The sequence below is a fragment of the Mycobacterium sp. E1386 genome (assembly GCF_001672745.1).
In the GTDB taxonomy this organism is placed as follows: Bacteria; Actinomycetota; Actinomycetes; order Mycobacteriales; family Mycobacteriaceae; genus Mycobacterium.
Window position 1 is genome coordinate 1 of record NZ_LZKH01000221.1, and the last position, 26247, is coordinate 26247.

Annotated in this window: 22 protein-coding genes; 9 read left to right on the top strand and 13 right to left on the bottom strand. The window is 69.5% G+C overall.

Going from position 1 to position 26247, the window contains the following annotated elements; all coding sequences use genetic code 11:
• The 6 genes from A5709_RS22975 to A5709_RS23000 form a co-directional block, all read right to left on the bottom strand.
• On the bottom strand, positions 1-343 hold a 343-nt coding region (locus A5709_RS22975; protein ID WP_156768136.1), incomplete at its 3' end, for a PPE domain-containing protein.
• A 14-nt stretch (positions 344-357) separates the two neighbouring features.
• Positions 358-1623, bottom strand: coding sequence for a PPE family protein (locus tag A5709_RS22980; protein WP_068011122.1), 1266 nt, complete (start codon positions 1621-1623; stop codon positions 358-360).
• A 439-nt stretch (positions 1624-2062) separates the two neighbouring features.
• Positions 2063-4549, bottom strand: coding sequence for a phenylalanine--tRNA ligase subunit beta (pheT, locus tag A5709_RS22985; protein WP_068122745.1), 2487 nt, complete (start codon positions 4547-4549; stop codon positions 2063-2065).
• Positions 4549-5592, bottom strand: a complete 1044-nt coding sequence (pheS, locus tag A5709_RS22990; protein WP_068011118.1) for a phenylalanine--tRNA ligase subunit alpha — start codon at positions 5590-5592, stop codon at positions 4549-4551. Before pheS ends, pheT begins: the two co-directional genes overlap by 1 nt.
• A gap of 120 nt (positions 5593-5712) precedes the next feature.
• On the bottom strand, positions 5713-6516 hold the full coding sequence (locus A5709_RS22995; protein WP_068122760.1) for a rhomboid-like protein: 804 nt from the start codon (positions 6514-6516) through the stop codon (positions 5713-5715).
• A 17-nt stretch (positions 6517-6533) separates the two neighbouring features.
• Positions 6534-7448, bottom strand: coding sequence for an adenylate/guanylate cyclase domain-containing protein (locus A5709_RS23000; protein ID WP_068122748.1), 915 nt, complete (start codon positions 7446-7448; stop codon positions 6534-6536).
• A 191-nt stretch (positions 7449-7639) separates the two neighbouring features.
• Here A5709_RS23000 and A5709_RS23005 point away from each other — a divergent pair, with 191 nt between their 5' ends.
• Positions 7640-8683: an oxygenase MpaB family protein gene (locus tag A5709_RS23005; RefSeq protein ID WP_067951228.1), complete on the top strand. Its 1044-nt coding sequence runs from the start codon at positions 7640-7642 to the stop codon at positions 8681-8683.
• Here A5709_RS23005 and A5709_RS23010 read toward each other — a convergent pair.
• From A5709_RS23010 to infC, 4 genes are all read right to left on the bottom strand, one after another.
• Positions 8670-9461 carry an RNA methyltransferase gene (locus tag A5709_RS23010; RefSeq protein ID WP_068122751.1) on the bottom strand — a complete coding sequence of 264 codons (792 nt, stop codon included), beginning with the start codon at positions 9459-9461 and terminating at the stop codon, positions 8670-8672. The two genes, A5709_RS23005 and A5709_RS23010, sit on opposite strands and share 14 nt — an antisense overlap.
• A 3-nt stretch (positions 9462-9464) precedes the next feature.
• Positions 9465-9860 carry a 50S ribosomal protein L20 gene (gene rplT / locus A5709_RS23015; RefSeq protein WP_046184507.1) on the bottom strand — a complete coding sequence of 132 codons (396 nt, stop codon included), beginning with the start codon at positions 9858-9860 and terminating at the stop codon, positions 9465-9467.
• Positions 9861-9937: 77 nt separating this feature from the next.
• Positions 9938-10132, bottom strand: coding sequence for a 50S ribosomal protein L35 (gene rpmI / locus A5709_RS23020; RefSeq protein ID WP_067951226.1), 195 nt, complete (start codon positions 10130-10132; stop codon positions 9938-9940).
• A gap of 40 nt (positions 10133-10172) precedes the next feature.
• Positions 10173-10778, bottom strand: coding sequence for a translation initiation factor IF-3 (gene infC, locus A5709_RS23025; RefSeq protein WP_082939437.1), 606 nt, complete (start codon positions 10776-10778; stop codon positions 10173-10175).
• Positions 10779-11217: 439 nt separating this feature from the next.
• Between infC and lysX the strand changes: the two genes are divergently transcribed.
• From lysX to A5709_RS23050, 5 genes are all read left to right on the top strand, one after another.
• Positions 11218-14553: a bifunctional lysylphosphatidylglycerol synthetase/lysine--tRNA ligase LysX gene (gene lysX, locus A5709_RS23030; protein ID WP_082974343.1), complete on the top strand. Its 3336-nt coding sequence runs from the start codon at positions 11218-11220 to the stop codon at positions 14551-14553.
• Between the two features lie 76 nt (positions 14554-14629).
• Positions 14630-16114 (top strand): alpha/beta hydrolase family protein, encoded by a 1485-nt coding sequence (locus A5709_RS23035; protein ID WP_197501008.1) that lies wholly within the window; start codon positions 14630-14632, stop codon positions 16112-16114.
• Positions 16115-16121: 7 nt separating this feature from the next.
• Positions 16122-16565 carry a DUF6653 family protein gene (locus A5709_RS23040; RefSeq protein ID WP_231972069.1) on the top strand — a complete coding sequence of 148 codons (444 nt, stop codon included), beginning with the start codon at positions 16122-16124 and terminating at the stop codon, positions 16563-16565.
• 5 nt (positions 16566-16570) lie between these two features.
• Positions 16571-16804, top strand: coding sequence for a hypothetical protein (locus A5709_RS23045; RefSeq protein WP_068011158.1), 234 nt, complete (start codon positions 16571-16573; stop codon positions 16802-16804).
• 30 nt (positions 16805-16834) lie between these two features.
• A complete protein-coding gene (locus A5709_RS23050) occupies positions 16835-18583 on the top strand; it encodes a serine/threonine-protein kinase PknH/PknJ (RefSeq protein ID WP_068011109.1) in 1749 nt (582 codons plus the stop codon).
• A gap of 3 nt (positions 18584-18586) precedes the next feature.
• On the opposite strand, the gene uvrA is transcribed toward A5709_RS23050, so the two are convergent.
• A complete protein-coding gene (gene uvrA / locus A5709_RS23055; RefSeq protein WP_068122757.1) occupies positions 18587-21490 on the bottom strand; it encodes an excinuclease ABC subunit UvrA in 2904 nt (967 codons plus the stop codon).
• Positions 21491-21601: 111 nt separating this feature from the next.
• On the opposite strand from uvrA, the gene A5709_RS23060 reads away from it, so the two are divergent.
• Entirely contained in the window at positions 21602-22288 is a 687-nt protein-coding gene (locus tag A5709_RS23060; protein ID WP_068011107.1) for an MBL fold metallo-hydrolase, read from the top strand.
• Between the two features lie 7 nt (positions 22289-22295).
• Here the strand turns inward: A5709_RS23060 and A5709_RS23065 are convergent, their stop codons facing one another.
• Positions 22296-22739, bottom strand: coding sequence for a universal stress protein (locus tag A5709_RS23065; RefSeq protein WP_067951216.1), 444 nt, complete (start codon positions 22737-22739; stop codon positions 22296-22298).
• A gap of 285 nt (positions 22740-23024) precedes the next feature.
• Here A5709_RS23065 and A5709_RS23070 point away from each other — a divergent pair, with 285 nt between their 5' ends.
• Together A5709_RS23070 and A5709_RS23075 are read left to right on the top strand one after the other, a co-directional pair.
• Positions 23025-24596 (top strand): glycosyltransferase family 39 protein, encoded by a 1572-nt coding sequence (locus A5709_RS23070; protein ID WP_068011103.1) that lies wholly within the window; start codon positions 23025-23027, stop codon positions 24594-24596.
• Positions 24597-24648: 52 nt separating this feature from the next.
• On the top strand, positions 24649-25368 hold the full coding sequence (locus A5709_RS23075) for an MgtC/SapB family protein (protein ID WP_068011102.1): 720 nt from the start codon (positions 24649-24651) through the stop codon (positions 25366-25368).
• A 12-nt stretch (positions 25369-25380) separates the two neighbouring features.
• Here A5709_RS23075 and A5709_RS23080 read toward each other — a convergent pair.
• Positions 25381-26247, bottom strand: an 867-nt coding sequence (locus A5709_RS23080) for an MFS transporter (RefSeq protein ID WP_369827394.1), incomplete at its 5' end; no start/stop codon positions are given.

The window sequence follows — 26247 nt, forward strand, 5'->3', positions numbered from 1 at the left end:
CCGCGACGAGCTGTGGCGGCACGGTGGCCGCCAGGGCGGCCTCGTAGGCGCCGGCCGCGGCCCGGGCCTGGGTGGCGGTCTGCTCGGCTTGGCCCGCCATGGTCGACATCCACGCCAGATACGGTGCCACCGACGCGGCCATCGACTCCGACGACGGGCCCTGCCACGACTCGCCGACCAGGTCCGAAATGACCGTGCCGTAGGAGGCCGCGGTGGAGTGCAACTCGGCGGCCAGCGTCTCCCAGGCCGCGGCGGCCGCGAGCAGCGGCCCGGCGCCCGGGCCCGCATAGATCTGGGTGGAGATCACCTCAGGTGGCAGCGTTGCGAAATCGCTGAAAACCATTGCCGCACCCTTTCTTATTTGGTGTTCGGCGGGATCACGATGACGGTGGACGTGGTCGCGAGGTCGTCGACGGCGACGGCACCGGGCACCCGAAACGCCGGCCCGGCGACCGCGCGGGTGGCGCTCGCGCCGACGGCGCGCCCGGCCAGGCTTGACAGAGCCGTCGGGCCGAACATGCCTTGTTGGCCGGTCGCGGCCATCGCGGGAGCGGCTTGCGCCATCGTCTCCGGCAGCTCGGCGGCCACCGTTCGGATCGCGGGAACGGCAGCAGCCCAATTCGCCGGCACCGACAACGACCCGACCAGGCCGGCCTGGCCCGTCGCGGCCGAAACCGAACTCGCAGTCGACACCGCGGTCGCGCCGCTCAGCAGGTCGCTGCGCAGCAGCGGCGCCAAGACCCCGGTGAGCGCTTTGGGGTGCAGTAGGGGTCCGATCCCTTGGATGCCCGTCCCCACGCTCGGGATACTGAGGGCGATCTGGTACCAGTTCTTCGCCAGGTTCGCCACGCCGAGCGGGGTGTACGGCCCGGAGATCGTGCCCATGACGCTGTTGAACGTCTTCAGGATCCCCGTGATGTCCGTCAGGCTCAGCGGGAGACCGCTCGCCGCCGTCGTCACCGCATTCGCGTTCACGGCGAGGGTTTGCAGGCCGGCCGGACCCTGCGAGACCGCCTGTGACAGCGCAGATTCCACGCCGGAGGCGCTCGACGGCCCGATCGCCGAGGTGACCGCGGCCAACTGGTCGGCCTCCCCGCTGCCGTCGGTGGTCGCGGGTGGCGCGGCGAACGGGGTCAGTTGCGCCGCCGCAGCCGACGAGGCGGCGTAGCCATACATGGCGCCCGCGTCCTGGGCCCACATCTCGGCGTACTGCGCCTCGGTGGCCGCGATCGCGGGGGTGTTCTGACCCAGGATGTTGGTCGCGATCAGCGAGGCCAGCAAGGCCCGGTTGGCCGCGATCACCGGCGGCGGCACGGTGGCCGCGAAAGCGGCCTCGTAGGCCGCCGCCGCCGCCCTGGCCCGCGCCGCGGTCTGCTCCGCCCGCAGGGCGCCACTGCCAAGCCACCCGATGTAGGGGGCCGCCGCGCCAGCCATCGATATCGACGAGGGCCCGTGCCAGGTGGTTGTCAGCTCCGCGATCGCAGCGGCGTAGGACGCCGCCGCGGAATTCAGTTCGCCGGCTAACCCGTCCCACGCGGCCGCAGCAGCCAGCAGCGGCGCCGATCCCGGTCCAGAGTAGATCCGGCCGGAGTTGACCTCCGGCGGTAACGCCCCGAAATCCATCCGCTTCCTCCACCCGGCCGATCGCCATCGGCCTCTCACTCACGCCGCCGATAGCGCTGTACGTCAACGACATTGAGCGCCTTCCGACTACCGCCACCCGATGGATGCGAGATCGGCTGGCGGTCGCTGGGGTGCTCTCGTGCCCAGGACACTAGCCAGGAGTTACGCAAAGACATTCGGCGCCGCCGGCCGAGCCTGGCACCTTCCGAGCGGCGATCAGCAAAGGCCTGAGTGTGGCGATCGGCGGTCCGGGCGGCGGTGACCCGCGTCTAGCTCGGCGGAACGCGGCCCCAGACAGGGTGAACACAAATGAATCACACAATGAACACAGGGGAAACGACGATCCGCCGCCGACGATCCGAAAATAAATCTCGCCCGGCAAAATTACGAGGGCGTCACCCGGCGCCCGATCGGACCCCGGTAGGTCGGCCGCGCGGCGTCAGGCCCGCAGTTCGGCGCCGACCGCCTCGGCGGCGCGCCGCACCGCGGCGTCGCGGGCCGCGCTGGCGTCGTCCTCGGTCAGCGTGCGATCCGGGGCGCGGAACCGCAGTGCGAAGGTCAGCGATCTGCGGTCTTCCCCGAGCTGCGGGCCGGTGAAGACGTCGAAGAGTTGCAGGTCTTCCAGCAGCTCGCCGGCGCCCTCCCGGACCGCGTCGGCCACCGCCTGGGCGGGCACGTGCGCGGGCACGACCAGGCTGAGGTCCTGGAAGACGGCCGGGAACGGCGACACCCTGGGCGCCGGCAGCGCCTGGACGATCGGGATCGCGTCGAGGTTCAGTTCGACGGCGCAGGTGCCCTTCGGCAGGTTGGACCGCTCGATCACGGCGGGGTGCAATTGCCCGGCGTGACCGACGACGGTCTCCCCGACGAGTACCTCGGCGCACCGGCCCGGATGCCAGGGCAGGAGTTGGGCCGCCCGCAGGCTCACCTCGACGCCGCTGGCGCGGGCGATGATGCGCGCCGCGTCGAACGCGTCGGCGGCCTCGGCCCGGCGGCCGGGCCCCCAGGGGCCCCGGCGTTCGCGCAGGCCCGCCAGCACCACCGCGGCGTGCTGCGGCTGGCGGGGCAGCGAGGCGTCCAGCAGCGCGATCTCGTGATCGGTCGGCCGGCGGTGCACGGGAATGGGCTGCACGCCGCGGGTCTGCTCGGTCGGTTGCACCACCTGGGCCAGGGCATACAGCCCGACGTCCACCAGCCCGCGGGATACGTTGCGCACCAACGCTTCCAGCAGCGCGGGCAGCAGCGTGGTGGCCAGGTGCGGACGGTCGGCCTCCAGCGGGTTGAGCACCCGCGTGGTGGCGCGTCGCGGGTCGTCTTCCGGCAGGCCCCACAGGTCGAACACCCCCGCGGGCAGGAACGGCGTCGGCAGGATCTCGACGTACCCCGATTCCGCGAGCGCTCTGCCGATGGCGCGGCGGCGTTTCTGCCCCGCGGTGAGGCCCCGGCCCGCCGGGGCCGCGGGCAGCACCGACGGAATGGCCTCCAGCCCCTCCAGCCGCAGCACCTCCTCGACGAGGTCGGCGGGCTGCAACAGATCGGGTCGCCAGCTCGGCGGCGTCACGGTCAGGACCCCGCCGCCGTCGCTCACCGAAGCCCCGATCTGCGTCAGGCGCCGCGCGGTGGCGCCCGCGGGGTAGGCCACCCCGGCGACACGGTCGGGCAGGTCGGCCGGCATCCGGATCGGCGGTAGCGACCAGTCGTCGGTCGGCGGGTCGCCCCGCCAATCGGTCAGCTTCTCCTCCACCGCTCCCCCGGCGATCTCGACGAGCAGCGCCGCGCAGCGGTCCAGTGCGGCCACCGAGACGGCCGGGTCCACGCCGCGCTCGTAGCGCCGGGCCGCCTCGCTGGGCAGGTGCAACCGGCGCTGGGTGCGCGAGACGGCCGCCGGGTCCCAGACGGCGGCCTCCAGCAGCACGTCGGTGGAGTCGGCGCGCACCTCGGTGCTCGCCGCGCCCATCACGCCACCGATCGCCGCGGTCGCCCGGTCGTCGACGATCAGGACGTCGGCCGGATCGAGCCGGCGCTCGATGTCGTCCAGGGTGACGACCGTCTCGCCGGGACGGGCGAACCGCACGACCAGGCCCCCGGAGATGCGGTCGCGGTCATGGGCGTGCATGGGGTGACCGAGTTCGAGCATCACGTAGTTGGTGACGTCCACCGCCGGCGACGTCGCACGGATCCCGGCCAGCAGCAGCCGCCGTTGCAGCCACCACGGCGACACCGCCGCCGGGTCGATCCCGGTGACGGGCCGCAGGGCGAATCGGCGCACGCCGGTCTCGGCGTCCACCGTGAGCGGCCACGCCTCGCCCTCGGCCGGCAACGGCTTGATGTCCGCCGGATCGACGAAGTTCAGGTCGAAGGCGCAGGCGATCTCGCGGGCGAGCCCGCGCACCGACATGCCGTAGCCCCGGTCGGGGGTGATCGCGAGGTGAAAGACCACGTCGTCCAAGCCCAGGACCGTGGCGCCCTCGGCGCCCGGCTCGGCGGTGCCGGGCGGCAGCACCAGGATCCCGGAATGGTCGGCGCCCAAACCGAGTTCGGCCGCCGAGCAGGTCATGCCGTCGGAGTCGCGGCCGTAGGTCTTGCGTGCGGTGATAGCGAACCCGCCCGGCAGCGTGGTGCCGGGCAGCGCCACGACCACCAGATCGCCGACGGCGAAATTCGTTGCACCGCAAACGATGTCGCGCTCCGCGCCGTCGCCGACGTCCACTCGGCAGGCGCGGATCGGTTTTTTGAAGCCGGTGAGCTCCTCGATGTCCGTCACCCGTCCCACGGTCAGCGGCCCGTCGACCGGGCCGAGGGTGACGACCTCCTCGACCTCGTGGCCGATGCGGATCAACGCCTGCTCGAGATCGCCGGGCGCGACGTCCCAGCCCGGGGCGCCCGCCGCTACCACTTCTTGCAGCCAGCTGTAGGGGATGCGCATCAGGCACCCACCCCGAACGGCAACGAGAACCGGACGTCGCCCTCGACCATGTCGCGCATGTCGGGTATGCCGTTACGGAACTGCAGGGTGCGTTCCAGGCCCATGCCGAACGCGAACCCGGAGTAGACGTCGGGGTCAATCCCGGCCGCCCGCAACACGTTTGGGTGCACCATGCCGCAGCCGCCCCACTCCACCCAGCCGGCGCCACCCTTCTTGCCGACGAACCACACGTCGACCTCGGCGGAGGGTTCGGTGAACGGGAAGAAGTGCGGGCGGATCCGGGTGCGCGCCTCCGGGCCGAACTCGGCCCGGGCGAACGCGTCGAGGGTGCCCCGCAGATGCGCCATGGACAGGCCGCGGTCCACCGCCAGCCCCTCGACCTGGTGGAAGACCGGCGTGTGGGTGGCGTCGAGCTCGTCGGTGCGGAAGGTGCGGCCGATCGAGATGATGTAGACGGGCAGCTCGTGGGCCAGCAGGGTGCGCACCTGCACCGGCGACGTGTGGGTGCGCAGCAGCTGCCGGGAATCGTCCGGCGCGATGTAGAAGGTGTCCTGCTCGCTGCGCGCCGGGTGGTCCGCGGGGAAGTTGAGGGCGTCGAAGTTGAATTGCTCGGTCTCGACTTCCGGCCCCTCCGCCAGCTCCCACCCCATCGCGATGAAGGTGTCGGCGATGTGATCGGCCAGCTGGGTGATCGGGTGTCGGGCGCCGGTCGGCTGCCGGCCCGACGGCAGGGTGACGTCGATGCCCTCGGCGGCCAGCACCGCCGCGTCGCGTTCGGCCCGCAGCGCCGCCAGCCGATCGTCGTAGCTGCGCTGCACTTCGGTTCGCGCGGAGTTGACCCGCTTGCCGGCGTCGGCCCGCTCGTCCTTGGGGACGCTGCCCAGCGCCTGGCGGGCCAGCGCCAGCGGTGAGCGGTCACCGAGGTGCTCGGTCTTCACGCGCGCCAGCGCGTCCAGATCGCCGGCGAGCGCGATCGCCTCCCGGGCGGCGCCGACCGCCTCGGCCAAGGCATCCGGTGACAGGTCGACGGGCTGAGCACCCACGCGGCGACACGCTCCTTGCTGATGAGGGGCTGGGAGGAAGGTCCCCAGCGGCAAGTGCCGATCATAGTGATGCGGTGCGCGCGGCCCGGCGGGCGCTTCGGGGTAAGGGCGAGCCGGTGTCTAGCCGGCCGCGACCGGCTGCGCGCCGGCCAGGGCGGCGTCGTCCGACACCGCGCGCCCGGTGGCGAACCGCACGAGCTTGTGCGCGGCCAGCGCGCCCAGGACGCCGAAGGCGGGCGCCGCGGCCATCGTGCCCCAGTGGTGGGCCAGCAGCAGAAAGCCGAAGCCCGACGAGGCGGCCAGCATCATGATGCGCACCGGCGTCCAGTGGATGGGCTGGCGGAGCCGGGCGGAGACCAGCACGCCCAGCACCACGGCGACGGTATGGCCGGCATCGGTGAAATCGCCGCCGATGATCGCCGAGGCGATGCCGGCCGACACCCACCAACCGACCCAGGCGGCCCGCCAGCGCTGCGGAATCACCGCCGTCATCGCCCCGAGCACCGCCAGGGCGCCGTAGCTCATCCCGACGTCGCTGGCCCGGGTGATCGACACCGGCATCCACTCGAACTCGACCGCCGCGGCCAGGGCGGCGGCCACGAGCAGCGTCGCGCCGATGTGCCCGACGAGGAACGCGACCACCAGCCGGATGGTGCGCAGGTGCAGTTCGCCGAGCGCGAGCAGGCAGGTGAGGAACGGCAACCAGAAGTAGAGCGGACCGGCGTCGACGACCAGCGCGCTGCCCAGCAGCGTGCCCACGTGGCCATGGGCCAGGTTGTGCAGGTTGGTGCTGGCCCGCTCGACCAGCACGTCGTGCGCGTGCGGGCCGAGCGCCAAGATGGCACAGCTGACGGCAAGCAGCATCGCCACGTATCCCACCGTGAACTGGACCCGGGCGAGCCGGGCGAAGACGCCCCCAAACATTGCGTCCATTATGTCGATTAATTTGTTTCGGAAGTGTGATCGGGCGCTGTCAACTCCCTATGAGTCCTCAAACGATATATCGCCAAGTCGGCCGGGACGCCCGTCGTCTTGCCCGCAAAAACCGGTTTACGTGCACGTTTGGCGACCACGCCCATTGCGTCCAGTTCGCTCTGGGCGATCAGGTCGAGTGTCGAACCTGACACCATGACCCCGCCTTTGGTGGCCCGTTCCATCACCCGCGCGGCGATGTTGACGTCGACACCGAGCCAGTCCGCCGCCAACCGCTGGGGCCGCCCGGTGTGAATCCCGACCCGCATCCGCGGTGTGTAGCCGGCCACCTCGACGGACTTCAGCGCATCCTTGGCTGCCAGGACGGCCCGCAGCGCGACCGTGGGATCGCCGAAGACGGCCATCAGGCCGTCACCCATCCGTTTGACGATGTGGCCACCGGCGTCCAACAGCGGCGGCTCGACGGCCCGCGCCACCTGTCGCAGCAGGGTGAGCGCCGCCTCGTCACCGGCCTGCAAGGACCACGACGAGAAGCCGACCAGGTCGGTGAACACCAGCGTCACCTCGGGATTCGCGGGGCGCCGGGCGACCGACTCGGTCAGCGCCTGCCACACCTGCAACAGCCCGAGGCTGACTTCCCGCGACACCGCATCGCGATCCCCCAGCAGCCGGTCGGCGGCACGCGCCGCGGCGCGCGGTCCACCGTCGCCGGCCGTGGACAGCGGGTCGCCGAACTCGGGGTCGCCGGGCAGCAGACGCCGCGCCCGGCGGATGAACGCCACCGCGCCGGGACTGTGATTCCGGTTGTGCAACCACTGCGAGGCGCCGTGCGCCGAGACCGCGGAACGCGGCGGCGAATCGGACGACGTCGCCGTCGGTTGTCCGGGCTCGCCCGAGTCCGGGTCGCGACGCGCGAGTTCCACCTGGCCAGGTTATTTGGTTGCGCCGGAGGCGGGCAATGAAGGCCCCGCGGTTTGTGTCACAGCTCGCAACGTATCGCCTGATCACAGGGACGCCACACCACTATGGACGCTGCGTAACACCCACCGGCGCGCGCGGCCGAAATCGTAGACAACGCGCGTTGTCAAAGTTATCGTGAGCCGAGGAGGCCGAGATGACTGCCATTCCAACGAGATCCGACGATCCGCTCGGGCCCGATTCCCTGACCTGGAAGTACTTCGGCGATCTACGCACGGGAATGATGGGCGTCTGGATCGGCGCGATTCAGAACATGTATCCGGAGCTCGGCGCGGGCGTCGAGGAGCATTCGATCCTGCTGCGCGAGCCCCTGCAGCGGGTGGCCCGCTCGGTGTACCCGATCATGGGCGTCGTCTACGACGGTGACCGGGCGGCCCAGACGGGACGGCAGATCACGAGCTACCACCACACCATCAAGGGCGTCGACGCGTCCGGGCGCCGGTATCACGCGCTGAACCCCGAAACCTTCTATTGGGCCCACGCCACCTTCTTCATGCTGGTGATCAAGGTGGCCGAGTACTTCTGCGGGGGCTTGACGGAGGCCGAGAAGCGGCAGCTGTTCGACGAGCACGTCCGGTGGTACCGGATGTACGGGATGAGCATGCGACCGGTGCCCACCTCCTGGGAGGAGTTCCAGGAGTATTGGGACCGGGTCTGCCGCGAGCAATTGGAAATCAACCAGGCGACGCTGGACATCTTCCGAATCCGGATCCCCAAGCCGAAATTCGTGCTGATGCCGACGCCGGTCTGGGACCAGATGTTCAGGCCGCTGGTCGCCGGCCAGCGCTGGATCGCGGCGGGGCTGTTCGAGCCCGCGGTTCGCGAGAAGGCGGGCATGCGCTGGACGCCCGGCGACGAGGTGCTGCTGCGGCTGTTCGGCAAGTTCGTCGAACTGGCCTTCCTGGCGGTTCCCGACGAGATTCGGCTGCACCCCCGGGCGCTGGCCGCGTACCGCCGGGCCGAGGGGCGGCTGCCCGACAACGCGCCGTTGGTGGAGGCTCCGCCGTTCATGGCGCCGCCGCGCGACCGGCGCGGGCTGCCCATGCACTACTTCCCCCCAAAGCCCCGCTCGCCGCTCGACCCGGCCAAGGCGCTCATGGAGCGCGCCGGCTCGCTGGTGCACGGGACGCTGTCGCTGGCGGGTCTGCGGCCCGCCCGGGGTCGCGTCAGGGCCGCTTGAACATGCCAAGCGCCTGCGCGCTCTGGTAGAGGCAGATGGCCGCGGCGGAGGCCACGTTCAGGCTCTCGGCACCGCCGGCCATCGGGATGCGCATGCGGTGATCGGCCGCCGCCGCGATTTCGGTTGGCAGACCCTGTGATTCGGGCCCGAACAACCACGCGGTGGGCCTGGCGAGCAGCGCCGCGGCGTCGTCGAGGCGGGTCTCGCCGTCCACCGTGGTCGCCAGCACCTGCAGCCCGGCGGCGCGCACGGCGCCCAGCGCGGCGGCCGCGTCGGGCTCGGCGACCACCGGAATCGAGAAGATGCTGCCGGTCGAGGCGCGCAGACACTTGCCGTTGTACGGGTCGACGCTGTGCCCGCCGAGGATCACGCCCTGTGCGCCGATGGCGTCGGCGATGCGAATGACCGTGCCCGCGTTGCCCGGTTCGCCGAGCTCGACGGCGACCGCGATCAGCCGGGGTGAGCCGGCCAGCACGTCCGCCAGGCCGGTCGCGGGCATTTCGCAGACGGCCACCAGCCCGGCGGGTGTGACGGTGTCCGACAGCGCCTTTGCGGCCCGCTCGCTGACCAGATGGACCGGACAGCGCTGCGCGCCAAGCAAAGCCGCATACCGCTGCGACGCGGCTTCGGTGACGAAGACATCGCGGACCAGGCCGCGGGCGGCCGCCGCCTCGACCAGGTTGGGGCCTTCGGCCAGGAATCGGCCCGCCCGCCGCCGGCCGACGTGGCGATGCAGTTTGACCGCCGCGGCGACCCGGGCCGAACGTTCGGTCAGCAGGGGCTAGGCGGCCTCTCCGGAATCCGAGGGCGCGTTGACGTCCTCAGGCAGTGCGGCCCGGGCGACGTCAACCAGCGCGGTGAACGCCGCGGGATCGGTGATCGCGATGTCGGCGAGGTTCTTGCGGTCCACTTCCACACCGGCGGCCTTCAGACCCTGGATCAGCCGGTTGTAGGTGATGTCGTTGGCGCGCGCCGCCGCGTTGATCCGCGAGATCCACAGCTTCCGGAACTCGCCCTTGCGCGCGCGGCGGTCGCGGTAGGCGTAGTTCAACGAATGCAGCTGCTGCTCTTTGGCTTTGCGGTAGAGCCGCGAGCGCTGGCCGCGATAGCCCTTCGAGGCCTTGAGAATGCTGCGCCTCTTCTTGTGGGCGTTGACCGCCCGCTTCACGCGTGCCATGGGTGTTCCTACTCTCGTTCTAAGTAAATGGGTCGGGTGCCGGCACCGACGGGCCCCGGCGCTCGGCTGGGTGAAGATCAGCCGTTCAGCAGCTTGTTGATCCGCTTGGTGTCGTTGGCCGCCACGGTCGTGCGGCCTTCCAGCCGGCGAGTCCGGGTGGACGGCTTGTGCTCGAACAGGTGGCGACGGTTCGCCTTCTCGCGCAGGATCTTGCCGGTTCCGGTGCGCCGGAACCGCTTCGAAGCCCCGCTGTGGGTCTTGGCCTTGGGCATGTTTCCTCTACTTCTGAAATTCTCGCTAGTTGGTCTCGGGTCAGTTGGGTGAAGGGGTGTCGGCGCCCGCGTCGGCGTCCGATGCCGCGCCGTCCCCGGGTCCTTCGGGGTGCCGCGCCCTGGCACGAGTCTTCGCGCCGCGGTGCGGGGCCAGCACCATCGTCATGTTGCGGCCGTCCTGCTTGGCGGACGTCTCGACGAAGCCGTATTCGGCGACGTCCGCGCCCAGCCGCTGCAGCAAGCGGTAGCCCAACTCGGGCCGCGACTGCTCACGTCCGCGGAACATGATGGTGACCTTCACCTTCGAACCCGCCTCCAGGAAGCGGATCACGTGACCCTTCTTGGTCTCGTAATCGTGATCGTCGATCTTTGGTCGCAGTTTTTGCTCTTTGACGACGGTCTGCTGCTGGTTCCGGCGGGATTCGCGCGCCTTTTGCGCCGCCTCGTATTTGAACTTGCCGTAGTCCATGATCTTGCAGACCGGGGGTCTGGCGTTGGGGGCGACTTCGACGAGGTCGAGATCGGCGTCCGCAGCGACGCGCAGTGCGTCTTCGATGCGCACTATGCCTACCTGCTCTCCCCCGGGGCCGATCAATCTGACTTCAGGTACGCGGATGCGCTCGTTGACGCGGGTCTCAGTGCTGATGGGGCCTCCCTTGTTGGGCTTATAGATATCCTGCGCTCACGGCCAGGGCCTCGGTCGGGATCCAGCGGCGGAAACACCACACCACCAGCAAAAAAGCCCTGCAATAGCAGGGCCCAATGCCGACCGATCACGGCTTGCAACTAGTCAAGCCGCCCGCGTTGCTCGCGGAACAGACATGCGCGATGTCTGTGACCGGACCGCCAAGCCTTGAAGGAAACTTCGTGGCACGCGGTGGGAGTGGGACTCCACTTACTGATCCTGGCCTTCGCCGGGATGGTCGCGGACGCCAGTTTAGCAGCCACGGGGCGGCTTTTTGCACTTCGCCCCGGACCCCCGTCCGGCGCGCACGAGCACGCTTGGGCGACCGGACCAATTATTGCCAGCCGCTCTTCGCGCTTCGCCAAGCTTTTCACGGATTGAGGGCATATCCTCGCGGTCTGTGACACTCGCTTCATCTCGTTCGGGGTCCCGTTCGGGGGCTCGCGGCCGGTCGCAATCCCGGTATCGCTGGGTACCGGCGGCGGCCGGGTGGATTGTGGGCGTCATCGCCACCGTGTCGCTGCTGGCCAGCGTCTCCCCGGCGATCCGGTGGCTGATCAAGGTCCCCCGGGAGTTCATCAACAACTACCTGTTCAACTTCCCCGACACCAGCATCGCGTGGTCGTTCGTGCTGGCATTGTTGGCCGCGGCCCTGACCGCCCGGAAACGGATCGCCTGGCTGGTGCTGCTCGGCCAGATGATCCTTGCCGCCGGCCTGAACGTCGCCGACATGGCCGCGGGCGACAACACCGCGGCCGAAACCTTCGGGGAGAACCTCGGGTTCGCGGTGCACATCGTGGCGATTGTGCTGCTGGTGCTGGCGTACCGGGAGTTCTGGGCCAAGGTCCGCAAAGGCGCTCTGGTCAAGGCGGCCGCGGTGCTGGTCGCGGGGGACGTGGTCGGGATCCTGCTCTCGTGGGGCCTGGTGGAGTTGTGGCCCGGAACGCTGGCGCGCCAGGACCGGCTGTCCTACGTGGCCAACCGGGTGGTCGGATTCGCCCTGGCCGATCCGGACCTGTTCACCGGCAAGCCGCACGTGTTCCTCAACGCGATCTTCGGCCTGTTCGGAGCGCTGGCGCTGATCCTGGCGACCATCGTGCTCTTCCAATCCCAGCGCGCCGAGAACGCGCTCACCGGTGAGGACGAGTCGGCAATCCGCGGGCTGCTCGAGCTGTACGGCAAGCACGACTCGCTCGGATACTTCGCGACCCGCCGCGACAAGTCGGTGGTGTTCGCGCAAAGCGGCCGCGCCGCCATCACCTACCGCGTCGAAGTCGGCGTCTGCCTGGCCAGCGGCGACCCGATCGGCGACCCGCGGGCGTGGCCGCAGGCCATCGACGCGTGGCTGGGGCTGTGCCAGACCTACGGCTGGGCGCCGGGCGTCATGGGTGCCAGCACGCAGGGGGCGCGCGTCTATCGGGAAGCGGGGCTCAACGCGCTCGAGTTGGGCGACGAGGCCATCCTGCGGACCGCCGATTTCCGGCTGTCCGGCCCCGACATGCGCGGGGTGCGCCAAGCCGTGACCCGGGCCCGCCGGGCTGGGCTGACGGTGCGCATCCGCCGGCACCGCGACATCTCGGCCGAGGAGATGACCCAGACGATCACCCGCGCCGACGCCTGGCGCGACACGCAGACCGAGCGCGGCTTCTCCATGGCGCTGGGCCGGCTGGGCGATCCGGCGGATGGCGACTGCCTGCTGGTCGAAGCGCTGGACCGCGACGGCGCCGTCGTGGCGATGCTGTCGCTGGTCCCGTGGGGAACCACCGGGGTCTCCCTGGACTTGATGCGCCGCTCGCCGCAGTCCCCCAACGGCACCATCGAGCTCATGGTCAGCGAGCTCGCGCTGACCGCCGAAACCCTTGGCATCAGCCGCATTTCGCTGAACTTCGCGATGTTCCGCTCGGCGTTCGAACAGGGCGCCCAGCTCGGCGCGGGCCCGGTCGCCCGGCTGTGGCGGGGGCTGCTGCTGTTCTTCTCGCGGTGGTGGCAGCTGGAGACGCTGTACCGGTCGAACATGAAGTACCAACCGGAATGGGTCCCGCGCTACGCCTGCTACGAGGACGCGCGGCTGATACCCCGGGTCGGCGTCGCCTCGGTGATCGCCGAGGGCTTCCTGGTGCTGCCGTTCACCCGGCGCGAGAAGGTGCACACCGGCCATCACCCCGCCGTGCCGCCCAGGCTGGTGGAGTCGGGCCTGCTGCATCACGACGGCTCGGCGCCCGACGTCAGCGAGCTTCAGCAGCGACGGGACGACGCGGAACTCGAGGAGTCGAGGGCCCGCCTGCCCGAGCAGGTACGGGTGCGCCTGGCCAAGCTGAAGATCTTGCGGCGCAACGGCATTGACGCGTACCCGGTGGGATCCCCGCCCAGTCACACGATCGCCCGGGCGCTGGACGCCGACGATCAGGAAAACATCTCGGTGGCGGGCCGGATACTGCGGATACGCGATTACGGCGGGGTGCTGTTCGCCCAGCTGCGGGACTGGTCGGGCGAATTGCAGGTGCTGCTGGACAATTCACGCCTGGAACACAGCCGCACCGCGGACTTCACCGCGGCCATCGACCTCGGCGACCTGGTCGAGATGACCGGGCACATGGGCTTTTCCAAGAACGGCACCCGCTCGTTGATCGTGCGCGACTGGCGGATGATCGGTAAGTGCCTGCGGCCGCTGCCGAACAAGTGGAAGGGGCTGACCGACCCCGAGGCGCGGGTGCGGACCCGCTACGTCGACCTGGCGGTCAATCCCGAGTCGCGCGAGCTGGTCACGGCCCGCAGCAGCGTCTTGCGCTCCGTCCGGGAAACCTTGTTCGCCAAGGGGTTCATCGAAGTCGAGACGCCGATCCTGCAGCAGATCCACGGCGGAGCCACCGCCCGGCCGTTCGTCACCCACATCAACACCTACGACATGGACCTGTTCCTGCGCATCGCGCCGGAGCTGTACCTGAAGCGGCTATGCGTCGGCGGCGTGGAGCGGGTGTTCGAGCTGGGCCGGGCCTTCCGCAACGAGGGGGTCGACTTCAGCCACAACCCGGAGTTCACGCTGCTGGAGGCCTACCAGGCGCACGCCGACTACATGGTCTGGATCGACGGCAGCCGGGAGCTCATTCAAAACGCCGCGCAGGCCGCCAACGGCGAGCAGACCGTGCTGCGGCCCGGCGCCGACGGCCGCCTCGAACCGATCGACATCTCCGGGGACTGGCCCGTGAAGACCGTGCACGACGCGGTGTCCGAGGCGCTCGGGGACCACATCGATCCCGACACCCCGCTGTCCGTTTTGCGCAAACTTTCCGACGCGGCCCACATTCCGTATCGCGCGCAGTGGGATGCCGGCGCCGTGGTGCTGGAGCTGTACGAGCACCTGGTCGAGGACCGGACCGAGCGGCCGACCTTCTACATCGACTTCCCGACGTCCGTCTCGCCGCTGACCCGGCCGCACCGCAGCCGGCGCGGCGTCGCCGAAAGGTGGGACCTGGTGGCCTGGGGCGTCGAGCTGGGGACCGCCTACAGCGAGCTCACCGATCCGGTCGAGCAGCGCCGCCGCCTGCAGGAGCAGTCGCTGCTGGCCGCCGGCGGCGACCCCGAGGCCATGGAGCTCGACGAAGACTTCCTGCAGGCCATGGAGTACGCGATGCCGCCCACCGGCGGGCTCGGCATGGGCATCGATCGGCTCGTCATGCTCATAACCGGCCGTAGCATCCGTGAAACGCTGCCATTTCCGCTGGCCAAGCCCCACTAGGCGGCCCCGGACACGCGGGCGGCCCACCGGCGAACATTCGGTGAATATGTTCCAGGCCGGTTAACAATGGCTCACAATGAATGCCGTGACCGCGTCGACGACCAATGCCGCGACGCAGTTGCTGGCAAGTAGTCACACGTCGCTGATGCACGGCTGGGTGCCCACCACGATCCAGGTGGTGACCGCGGTCGTGCTGACGCTGGCCGTCGGCTGGCGGTCGCGTCGGTGGCGGACGGTGTGGTTGCCGGCGGCTGCGCTGGCCGGCGCTGCCGTGGCCTACCTGACGCACTGGTACATCGTCGACCGCGGCCTGTCCGACGAACCCGCGCCGGCGGCGCTGTGGCTCTGGATCACGTTGACCGGCATGGCGGTGGCCGTGCTGCTCCTGGGTTGGCGCGGCGCGCGCCGCTGGCGGCGCGGGGCGGGCCTGCTGGCCGTGCCGTTGTGCGCGCTGTGTGCCGCGCTGGTCCTCAACCTGTGGGTCGGCTATTTCCCGACCGTGCAGGCCGCGTGGAGCCAGATCACGTCCGGTCCCCTGCCCGATCAAACCGACCCGGCCACCGTCACCGCGATGGCCGCCAAACGGGCGCGGCCGCCGCACGGCAGCGTGGTTCCGGTCGCGATCCCCTCTGACGCCTCACATTTCAAGCACCGCGGTGAGCTGGTTTACCTGCCGCCCGAATGGTTCACCAGCAGCCCGCCGCCGGCGCTGCCGACCGTCATGATGATCGGCGGCCAGTTCAACACCCCGGCGGACTGGACCCGCGCGGGCAACGCGGTCAAGACGATCGACGACTTCGCGGCCGCCCACGACGGCAAGGCACCGGTGCTGGTGTTCGTCGACTCCGGCGGGGCCTTCAACAACGACACCGAATGCGTCAACGGAGTCCGCGGTAACGCCGCCGACCATCTGACCAAAGACGTTGTGCCGTACCTGGTTTCCAAGTTCGGCGTCAGCCGCGACCGGTCGCAGTGGGGCATCGCCGGCTGGTCGATGGGCGGGACCTGCGCCGTGGACCTGACCGTCATGCACCCCGACATGTTCAGCGCGTTCGTCGACGTCGCCGGCGACTTCTTCCCGAATGCCGGAAACAAGACGCAAACCATCGCGCGGCTCTTCGGCGGAAACGCCGACGCGTGGGCGGCATTCGACCCGACCACGGTGATCAGCCGGCACGGGCGGTACAGCGACGTCGCGGGCTGGTTCGCCATCTCCTCCGACGGCCCGCCCGCATTGCGCCACGACCCGATGATGACCGACGGCGGCGCGATACGGCTCGCCGCCCGGGAAGCGGCCGCCGACCCCGGCAACCAGACGGCGGCCGCTTATTCGCTGTGTTCACTCGGGCGCGCCAACGGAATCGACTGCGCGGTGCTGGCGCAGCCGGGCAAGCACGATTGGCCGTTCGCCGACCGGGTCTTCGCCGCCGCGCTGCCGTGGCTGGCCGGCCGGCTGGGCACGCCGGGAATTCCGCGGACCGCGCTGCCCGGCGCTGCGCCACCCGCGCCCGCCACCCCGGTCGTCATCCCGGCCGACCATTCCAATCCCGCCAGGCGGTAGCCGGCCGGTGTTTGCTGTTGCGCGGGTTCGGCGCGCGATCTTTGCGCGGCACTGCAATCCGTGGAGCGCCTGGACCCGCTGGGCGAGCACCCCGCTGATCCTGGTGCCGCCGTGGACGCGGCGCTGGAGCCATGCGGCGTGGCTCGGGCTGTGGCTGGCCGTCAACCCGTTCGTTTTCGGCAAGCCGGCGCACGAGCGGGCATGGTCGACGCGGGCGATGCTGGGCGAGGAGCTGTGGATCAGCCGTCGCCCCCGGGACGCGGCCATGGTCATCAGCGTGCTGACTTCGGTGGCCGCGCTCGCCGCCGTCGCCGCCGCGCGTCGCCGCCGCCTGCTGCCCGCGGCGGCGGCCATCGCGGTGCAGATGGCGTTGACGCTGGTGTATTGGGAACAAATGGTGCGCTATCTGGAGCGCGAGCGGCGGGCCGCCGCCGGGCTTTTAGTAGCGTGACCTTCATGCCCGACGAACCCACCCCGCCCGATCCTGGGTACGACAGCGCCGGCGTGCCGACCTTCGATTCCGTCCGCGAGAAGATCGAAAACCGCTACGCGACTTCCTTGGGCGACGCGGAATTGGACGCCGAATCCCCCGAGGGCCGCACCGTCGCCGAGCAATACGACGAGCGCGAGCGCGCCGCGGCCGAACGGTTGGCCGAAATCCGCGAGTCGATGCGCACGGATGAGGGCTAGGGCGGCTGGCTTAGCGTCGGGGGGACGTCGATGAGTGAAACGCAGCCTGGTTCGCGGATCGGGAGCCGGTTCGGGCCGTACCAGCTGCGCCGCCTGCTGGGCCGCGGCGGGATGGGCGAGGTTTACGAGGCCTACGACACCGTCAAGGACCGCGTGGTCGCGCTCAAGCTGGTCTCCGAGGAAGTCAGCTCCGACGACGTGTTTCGCCGGCGCATGCAGCGCGAGGCGCGGACCGCCGGCCGGCTGCAGGAACCCCATATCGTGCCGATTCACGACTTCGGGGAGCTCGACGGTCAAGTGTTCATCGACATGCGCCTGATCGAAGGGCGTCACGTGGGCACGGAGCTGAGCCGCACCGGGCCGCTACCACCACCGCGCGCGGTCGCGATCGTCGAACAGGTCGCCTCCGCGCTCGATGCCGCGCACCGCGCCGGGGTCATTCATCGCGACATAAAACCCGAGAACATCCTGCTCACCGAGGGCGACTTCGCTTACCTGGTCGACTTCGGCATCGCCGCGGCGGCCACCGATCAGCGGGCGACCAGGATGACGAAAACCGGTGCCGCCATTGGCAGCTGGAACTACATGGCCCCCGAGCGATTCGGCAACGACGACCCGACCTACCGCGTCGACATCTACGCTCTCGCCTGCCTGCTTTTCGAATGCCTCACGGGGACAACACCTTTCCAGGCCACCAGCCTCAGCAGCCTGATGGCCGCACACCTGGTGGAGCCGATCCCGCGCCCCAGCCAACGCAATCCCGCCGTCCCGGCGGCGTTCGACGAGGTCGTCGCCCGCGGGATGGCCAAAGACCCGAACGACCGCTACCCGACAGCGGGTGATCTGGCGAAGGCGGCCCTGCACGCGCTGAGCACGCCGGACCAACGCGAGGCGACCGAGCTGATCCAGCACAGCCGGCATTTCGCGCCGCCGCCGCGCATTGAGCCGTTTGCCGCCCAGCCCGCGCCGCCGCCTCCGGCGTGGTTCACGGCCCCGCCCGGCGGGCCGTGGGCGCCGCCCGCACCCCCTCGGCGCAGGCTGGGGCTGGTCATCGGCGCGCTCGCGCTCGTCGTCGCGGTCATCGCGGGCACCGGGGTGTGGTTGGCGGTCGGCAAGTCCGGTGATCCCCCGCCGGACGCCTCCCCAACGACGACCACCGCGGCTCCCTCCACCACGAGTGCGGCGACCAGCAGCGCGGCCCCCACAGTGGGTCCCGCACAACTGGATTCGCTCCTGCTTCCGGTCGACCAGATCAACGCCCTGGTCGGCACCACCGGGATCATCGTCGAGGGCAGCACGCGCGAGATGACGGACCCCGACCCGACCAGCACCGTGTCCGACGACAAGTGCACCGGGGCGTTCATCGGTCTCCAAACCCGGACGTACAAGAGCAGCGGCTACACCGCGATGCTCGCCCAGGTGATGAAGAAACCGCAAAGCGACCCTCCCAACGTCGTGGTCCAGGGGGCGGTGATCTTCGCGTCCGCCGACCAGGCCCGGGGGTTCGTGAACAACCAATGGCCGCAATGGCGGGACTGCGGCGGGAAGACCGTGACCCAGCTCGGCGAGAAAGGGTCACTCCAATGGACCTTCGGGCAGATCAGCGGCAATCCGCCCAACATCGCCCTGCAGCACACGTTGGCCAACAGCCTGGTGGTGTGCCAGCACGTCCTCGAGGCAGCGTCCAACGTGGTTTTCGACGTGGACGTGTGCGGGCTCGGAGTCATAAACCAGGCGAGGTTGATCGCCAACCAGATGGCGACCAAGATCCCCGGCTGAGAATCAGGCGGTGGCTTTGCGTCGCCGCTTCGGCCGCTGCGGCGGGGCGGCGCGGCCGATCACCTCCGCGAGGAACTTCCCGGTGTAGCTTTCCGGCACGGCGGCGATGTCCTCCGGGGTGCCTTCGGCCACAACGGTTCCGCCCTCGGCGCCACCCTCGGGCCCCATGTCGACGATCCAGTCCGACGTCTTGATGACGTCCAGGTTGTGCTCGATGACGATGACCGTGTTGCCCTTGTCCACCAGCCCGTTGATCACGGTGAGCAGCTTGCGGATGTCGTCGAAATGCAGCCCGGTGGTGGGCTCGTCGAGGATGTAGACGGTGCGCCCCGTCGAACGCTTCTGCAGTTCGGCGGCCAGCTTGACGCGCTGCGCCTCACCGCCGGACAGCGTCGGGGCGGGCTGGCCCAGCCGGACATAGCCCAGGCCGACGTCGACGAGCGTGCGCAGGTACCGGTGGATGCCGGTGATCGGCTCGAAGAACTCCGCCGCCTCCTCGATCGACATGTCCAGCACCTCGGAGATGGTCTTGCCCTTGTAGTGCACTTCCAGGGTTTCGCGGTTGTAGCGCGCGCCGTGGCAGACCTCGCAGGGCACGTACACATCCGGCAGGAAGTTCATCTCGATCTTGATGGTGCCGTCGCCCGTGCACGCCTCGCAGCGGCCGCCCTTGACGTTGAACGAGAACCGGCCCGGTTGGTAGCCGCGGACTTTGGCCTCGGTGGTGGCCGCGAACAGGGTGCGGATCTTGTCGAACACGCCGGTGTAGGTGGCCGGGTTGGACCGCGGTGTGCGCCCGATCGGCGACTGGTCGACGCGCACCAGCTTGTCCAGGTGGTCCAGGCCCGTCACCCGGGTGTGCCGGCCAGGGACGAGCCGGGCGCCGTTCAGCCGGTTGGCGAGCACCGTGGCCAGGATGTCGTTGACGAGTGTCGACTTTCCGGAGCCGGACACGCCGGTCACCGAGGTCAGCACGCCGAGCGGGAACGAGACGTCGATGCCGCGCAGGTTGTGCTCGCGGGCGCCGACGACGGTGAGCTGACGCTTGCGGTCTATCGCACGCCGGATCGCCGGCATCTCGATGGCCTCCTTCCCCGACAGGAAGGCGCCGGTGATCGAGTCGTCGTTGGCCAGCAGCTCGGCGTACGTCCCGCTGTGCACGATCTGCCCGCCGTGCTCGCCGGCCCGGGGCCCGATGTCGACGATCCAGTCCGCGTGGGCGATGGTGTCCTCGTCGTGCTCGACGACGATCAGCGTATTGCCCAAATCCCTTAGCCGTGTGAGGGTTTCGATGAGGCGACGGTTGTCGCGCTGGTGCAGCCCGATCGACGGCTCGTCGAGCACGTAGAGCACGCCCACCAGCCCGGACCCGATCTGGGTCGCCAACCGGATGCGTTGCGCCTCACCGCCGGACAGCGTGGCCGCCGCGCGCGACAGCGACAGGTAGTCCAGCCCCACGTCGAGCAGAAAGCCGAGCCGAGACTGGATCTCCTTGAGCACCTGCCCGGCGATGGCCTGCTCCCGGTGCCCCAGGGTGAGCGCGTTCAGGAAGTCCGAGCAGTCCGAGATCGACAGCTCGGAGACCTCGGCGATGGACTTGGCGCCCCGGTCCCCCGCGCTGAGTGTCACCGCCAGGATCTCCGGCTTCAGCCGGGTGCCCTCGCACTCCGGGCAGGGCACGTCGCGCATGAAGCCCTCGTAGCGTTCCTTCATCTGCTCGGATTCGGTCTGCGCCATCTTGCGCTGCAGGAACGCCAGCACACCCTCGAAATCGGCATAGTACGAACGGGTTCGGCCGTACCGGTTGCGGTAGCGCACATGCACCTGGTGATCCGAGCCCTCGAGAATCGCCTTGCGCGCCTTGGCCGGCAGCTTGCGCCACGGCGTGTCGACGTCGAAGCCCATCTCGTCGCCGAGCCCGGCCATCATCCGGGTGAAGTACTCCGCGGTGTGGCCCGTCGACCAAGGGGCCACCGCACCCTCCGCCAAGGTGCGTTCGGGATCGGGCACCACCAGGTCGGGGTCGACCTCCTTGCGGATGCCCAGGCCGGTGCACTCGGGGCAGGCGCCGTACGGCGAGTTGAAGGAGAACGATCGCGGCTCCAGGTCGTCGACCGCCAGCGCGTGCCCGTTGGGACACGCCAGCTTCTCGGAGAACCGCTGCTCGCGGTTGTGCGCGTCGTGCTCGTGATCGACGAACTCCAGCACGACGATGCCGTCGGCCAGGTTCAGCGCGGTCTCCACGGAATCGGTGAGCCGCTGCTTGGCGCTCGCCTTGACGGTGAGGCGGTCCACCACCACCTCGATGTCGTGCTTCTCCTGCTTCTTCAGCTTGGGCGGGTCGGTCAGCGAGTGCACCACGCCGTCGACCCGGACCCGGCTGTAGCCCTGCGCGTTCAGCTTCTCGAACAGGTCGGCGAACTCGCCCTTGCGGGTGCGCACCACCGGCGCGAGCACCAGGAAGCGGGTGCCCTCCGGCATCGCCAGGACCTGGTCGACGATTTGCTGGGGAGTCTGGCGGGCAATCCGCTCGCCGCACACCGGGCAGTGCGGCGTGCCGGCGCGCGCGTAGAGCAGCCGCAGGTAGTCGTACACCTCGGTGATCGTCCCGACGGTCGATCTCGGGTTGCGGTTGGTCGACTTCTGGTCGATCGACACCGCCGGGGACAGACCCTCGATGAAGTCGACGTCCGGCTTGTCCATCTGGCCCAGGAACTGGCGGGCATACGCGGACAGCGACTCGACGTACCGGCGCTGGCCCTCGGCGAAAATCGTGTCGAAAGCCAGCGACGATTTGCCCGACCCCGACAGCCCGGTGAAGACGATCAGCGCGTCGCGCGGTAGGTCGAGGTCGACGCCCCGCAGGTTGTGTTCGCGGGCGCCCTTGACGATCAGGCGGTCAGCCACGCTGCCCTCTCTCAGTGGATCTTTTACGTTCTGCGGCCGGTAATGCGCACGGCGCATTCCATGCTATGTGCCCGTACCGACAAGAAACGTTTGACCAGTAACGTGGCCGCTATGACTGCCCCCGACAAGGTGAGCGACAACTACACCGGACACGTCGACCCTGGTACTGCGGCCCGCCGGACCCTACCCGGCGCCACGATCCTAAAGGTGTCGGTGGGCCCTATGGACAACAATGCGTATCTGGTGACGTGTTCGGAGACCGGGGAGACGTTGTTGATCGACGCCGCCAATGACGCGGACGTCCTGATCGGCTTGATCCGGCGGAACGCACCCAAGGTGTCGCTGATCGTGACCAGCCATCAGCACTTCGACCACTGGCAGGCGCTGGAGGCCGTGGCCGCGGCCACCGGGGCGCCGACCGCCGCCAACGAGATCGACGCCGCGGCGTTGCCGGTCAAACCGGACCGTTTGCTGGCGGGCGGCGACACCGTGCGGATCGGCGAGCTGCAGTTCGAGGTCATCCACCTGCGCGGGCACACGCCCGGCTCGATCGCGCTTGCCCTCGACGGGCCCGCCACGGGCGGGGTCACCCAGCTGTTCACCGGCGACTGCCTCTTCCCGGGCGGCGTCGGCAAGACATGGCAGCCCGGCGATTTCGCGCAGCTACTGGACGACGTCACCACCCGGGTGTTCGACGTGTGCGACGACTCCACCGTCATCTACCCCGGCCACGGCGACGACACGGTGCTCGGCGCCGAGCGCCCTCACCTGGGCGAATGGCGCGAGCGGGGCTGGTAGGCCCCCGCTACGACGTGGTGTGGACGATCAGCACGTCCACCTTGGCGCGCCGCGACACGTTGGCCGGCACCGATCCGAGCAGCCGGCCCGCGATTGTGCTGAGTCCGACGTTTCCGACCACCAGCAGGTCGGCCTTCTCGTCCTCGGCCAGCTTGACCAGCGCGTCGACCGGGGCGCCTTCGATCGGGCGCTCCTCGACGTTCTTGGCCCCGGCCTTGTGCGCCCGCTCCTTCGCGTCCTGCAGGATCGCGTAGATCGGCGCGGTGCCGGACACCTTGTAGCTTTCGTTGCGCAGCGCGTCGGCGGCCCGGGTGTCCTCATGCTGGGGCAGGTACGCCGATGCGACGATCAGCCTGGCGTCCGGCCCGGCGATCTGCGCCGCCTTGTCCACCGCACGCATTGACGAGTCCGAGCCGTCGGTTCCCACCACTACAGTCTGATAGGCGCCCATTAACCCTCCCAGTTTCGGTTGGTCAGCCAACCCAAGACACTATCGCGTTTGCCCGTTGCAGAGGGAACAGATTAGCGACACCGCGTGGCGCGGCGTGTCGATAATTTGCGGGGCTGCGCTGCGCGGGCGGACAATATCGCCGATGGCAAAACAATCAAATGCTCAGGCCCTACGCGGAAAGCGTTGCATAACGCAGCTTTTCGCGGAATGCGGACGCCTGGGGCTAATGTGCGGGGCGCGATTTGTGAGCCGGCCCCGCGATTGCGCTTTACAGTGACAAGCATCATGTCCATGCCCACCGTCGAGCAGCGCGTCGCGGACCGAGTCGCAGAAACCGCGCCGGCGCGTTCGCCGGGGCGGTTGCTCGACCCGTGGGCGATCGCCGTGTTCGCGGCCGTGGTCAGCGGCGCGTGGGCGTGTAGGCCCTCCCTGTGGTTCGACGAGGGGGCGACGATCTCGGCCGCCGGGAGCCGGACGCTGGCGGAGCTGTGGCGGCTGCTGGGCCACATCGATGCCGTGCACGGGCTGTATTACCTGCTGATGCACGGTTGGTTCGCGCTGTTCCCGCCGACTGAGTTCTGGTCGCGAGCGCCCAGCGCCCTGGCGGTGGGCGCCGCCGCGGCGGGCGTCACCGTCTTCACCAGGCAGTTTTCGACACGTCCGGCCGCGGTGTGCGCCGGCGTCATGTTCGCCATCCTGCCGCGCACCACCTGGGCGGGCATGGAGGCGCGCCCCTACGCCTTCGCGGCCGCGGCGGCGGTCTGGCTGACCGTATTGCTCGTCGCCGCCGCCCGGCGCAACGGACTTCGATTGTGGGTTGGCTACGCGCTGGCCTTGATGCTCGCGATTCTGCTCAATCTGAACATGGTGCTGTTGGTACCGGTTTACGCCGTGATGGTGCCGCTATTGACGCCCGAGAAGGCGCGCAAATCCGCGGTTATTCGGTGGGCGATCACCTCATCCGTGGCGGTCGCGGCCATGGTGCCGTTCATCGTGTTCGCCCACGCGCAGGTATGGCAGGTCAACTGGATTTACCCGGTCAGCTGGCATTACGCGTTCGACATCATCCTGCGCCAGTATTTCGACCACAGCGTCCCGTTCGCCATTCTGTCCGCCGTGCTCATCGTGGCGGCGGTCGCGGCCCGGCTGGCCGGTGTCCGGCCCCCCACCGGCGACACGCGCCGGCTCCTGATCATCTGCTCCGCGTGGCTGGTCATCCCCACCGCGCTCGTGGTCATCTATTCGGCCGTCGGCGAGCCGATCTACTACCCGCGCTATCTGATCTTCACCGCGCCCGCGATGGCCGTGGTCCTTGCCCTTTGCATCGTCACGATCGCCCGCAAACCCTGGCCCATCGCCGGAGTGGTGCTGGCCTGCGCCGTTGCCGCGGTGCCGAACTACCTGTTCATCCAGCGCTGGCCGTACGCCAAGGAGGGCTGGGACTACAGCCAGGTGGCCGATCTGATCAGCTCCCACGCCGCGCCCGGTGACTGCCTGCTGGTGGACAACACCGTGCCGTGGCGGCCCGGGCCGATCCGCGCCCTGCTGGCCACCCGGCCCGCGGCGTTCCGGTCACTCATCGATGTCGAACGCGGCGCCTACGGGCCGAAGGTGGGGTCGCTATGGGACGGACACGTCGCCGTGTGGCTGACGACGGCCAAAATCAACAAATGCCCCGCGATCTGGACAATTACCAATAAAGAAACGTCGTTGCCCGATCATCAATCCGGACCGTCATTGCCGCCGGGACCTGCATTCGGGCGCGCCCCGGCTTATCGGTTCCCGAGTTATCTCGGTTTCCGCATTGTCGAACGTTGGCAGTTCCATTACTCGCAGGTGGTGAAGTCCACGCGGTGATTGCCGCTTTGCCGACGGCGTGAACCGCCAATTGTTGGGTAGTTGAACGGGTATGCAGAGTTGGCTGGCCGCGCCGCTGCTGGGCGGCAACGTACAAGGTGTCCGCCACCTCGTCGAACTGTTCGTCGCCTTCGGGTTGACCACGCTCATCGGCCTGGAACGCACCATCCAGGGCAAGAGCGCCGGATTGCGCACCCAGACGATCGTCGGGACCTCGGCGGCGCTGATCATGCTGGTCAGTAAGTACGGCTTCGCCGACGTCCTGTCGAGCGGCACGATCGTGCTGGACCCGTCTCGCGTCGCGGCCCAAATCGTTTCCGGCATCGGCTTTTTGGGCGCGGGCATCATCATCACCCGGCGCGGCGCGGTGCACGGGCTCACGACGGCGGCCGCGGTCTGGGAGTCGGCCGCGGTCGGCATGGCGGTGGGCGCCGGCTTGCTGCTGCTCGCCATCGCCGTCGTGGCCCTGCACTTCGTCAGTGCGCTGGTGTTCAAGGCGGTCGAGGGCCGCCTGACCGCCCAGCTGCGCGGCACGGTGCGGGTGCAGATCATCTACGAAAACGGCCGCGGCATGCTGCGGGAGGTGTTGCGGATCTGCGGGCAGCGCAACTGGCAGCTCACCGAGCTCGACGCGGATGCCCACGACATCGACGACGGCGAGGTCCGGGTGACGATGACGTTGTCGGGCGCCAAGATCGCGAACGCACGACAAGTCTTCGGCGACGTCGACGGGGTGGTCGCGGTCTTGCAGACCGCCGACAACCCCGACTGAGCTCAGCGCGGGCTAGCCGATCGGCAGCGCCTCGCGCACTCCGCGGGTCGCGCGGTAGGAGACCGCCACACCGGCGGCGCTCAGCGCGGTGAAAACCGTGAACAGCCAGTGCGCCGCCATCCCGTCGCCGCCCTTGGCGGTGTTGACCACCACCCCGGCCAAACCGGCGGCGATCGCCGCGGAGATCAGCTGGACGGTGTTGATGGCCGCGGAGGCGGCGCTGCCCTCGGCCGGATCGTCGACCGAGGCCATCGCGCGCGCCGACAAATGCGGCCAGGCCATACCGATCCCGGTCCCGGCCACCAGCAGCGCCACGGCCCACAGCGCGGCCGTCCAGGGCGACGTGTCGCCGCGCCTTGCCACCGCGGCCAGGGCCAGGCCGGAGGCGGCGACGATCGGCGCCGCCACGATCACCAGCCTGATCGAGCGCGGGCTCTCCAGCGACGCGCTGACGATCTCGCTCACCGTCCAGCCGAGCGCCAGCGCGGCTCCCAGGAACCCGGCCGCGATCGGGGTCAGGTGCGCCAACCGCTGCCCGAACAGCGGCACGTAGGTGTTCACCATCGCGGCGCCCATCAGCGCACCCATGGTCAGGTAGATCCACTTCAACGGCCCCGGACCGAACACGCTGGGCGGCAATATCGCCGCGTGCGTCCGCCAGTCGACGACCACGAACACCCCCACCAGCGCGATGCCCGCGGCGAGCAACGCGAACGTCGCCAGCGTGTTGTGTGGAATCTGGGCGACGCTGACCGCCAGTGCCGCCGCACCGATCAGCAGCAGCGACCGCACCGGCACCTTCTTCGACGGGATGGCGGTGCTCACGGGCCTGATGGCCATGTTGGTGCCGGTCGCGCTGGCCCGCGTCGAGCCCAGCAC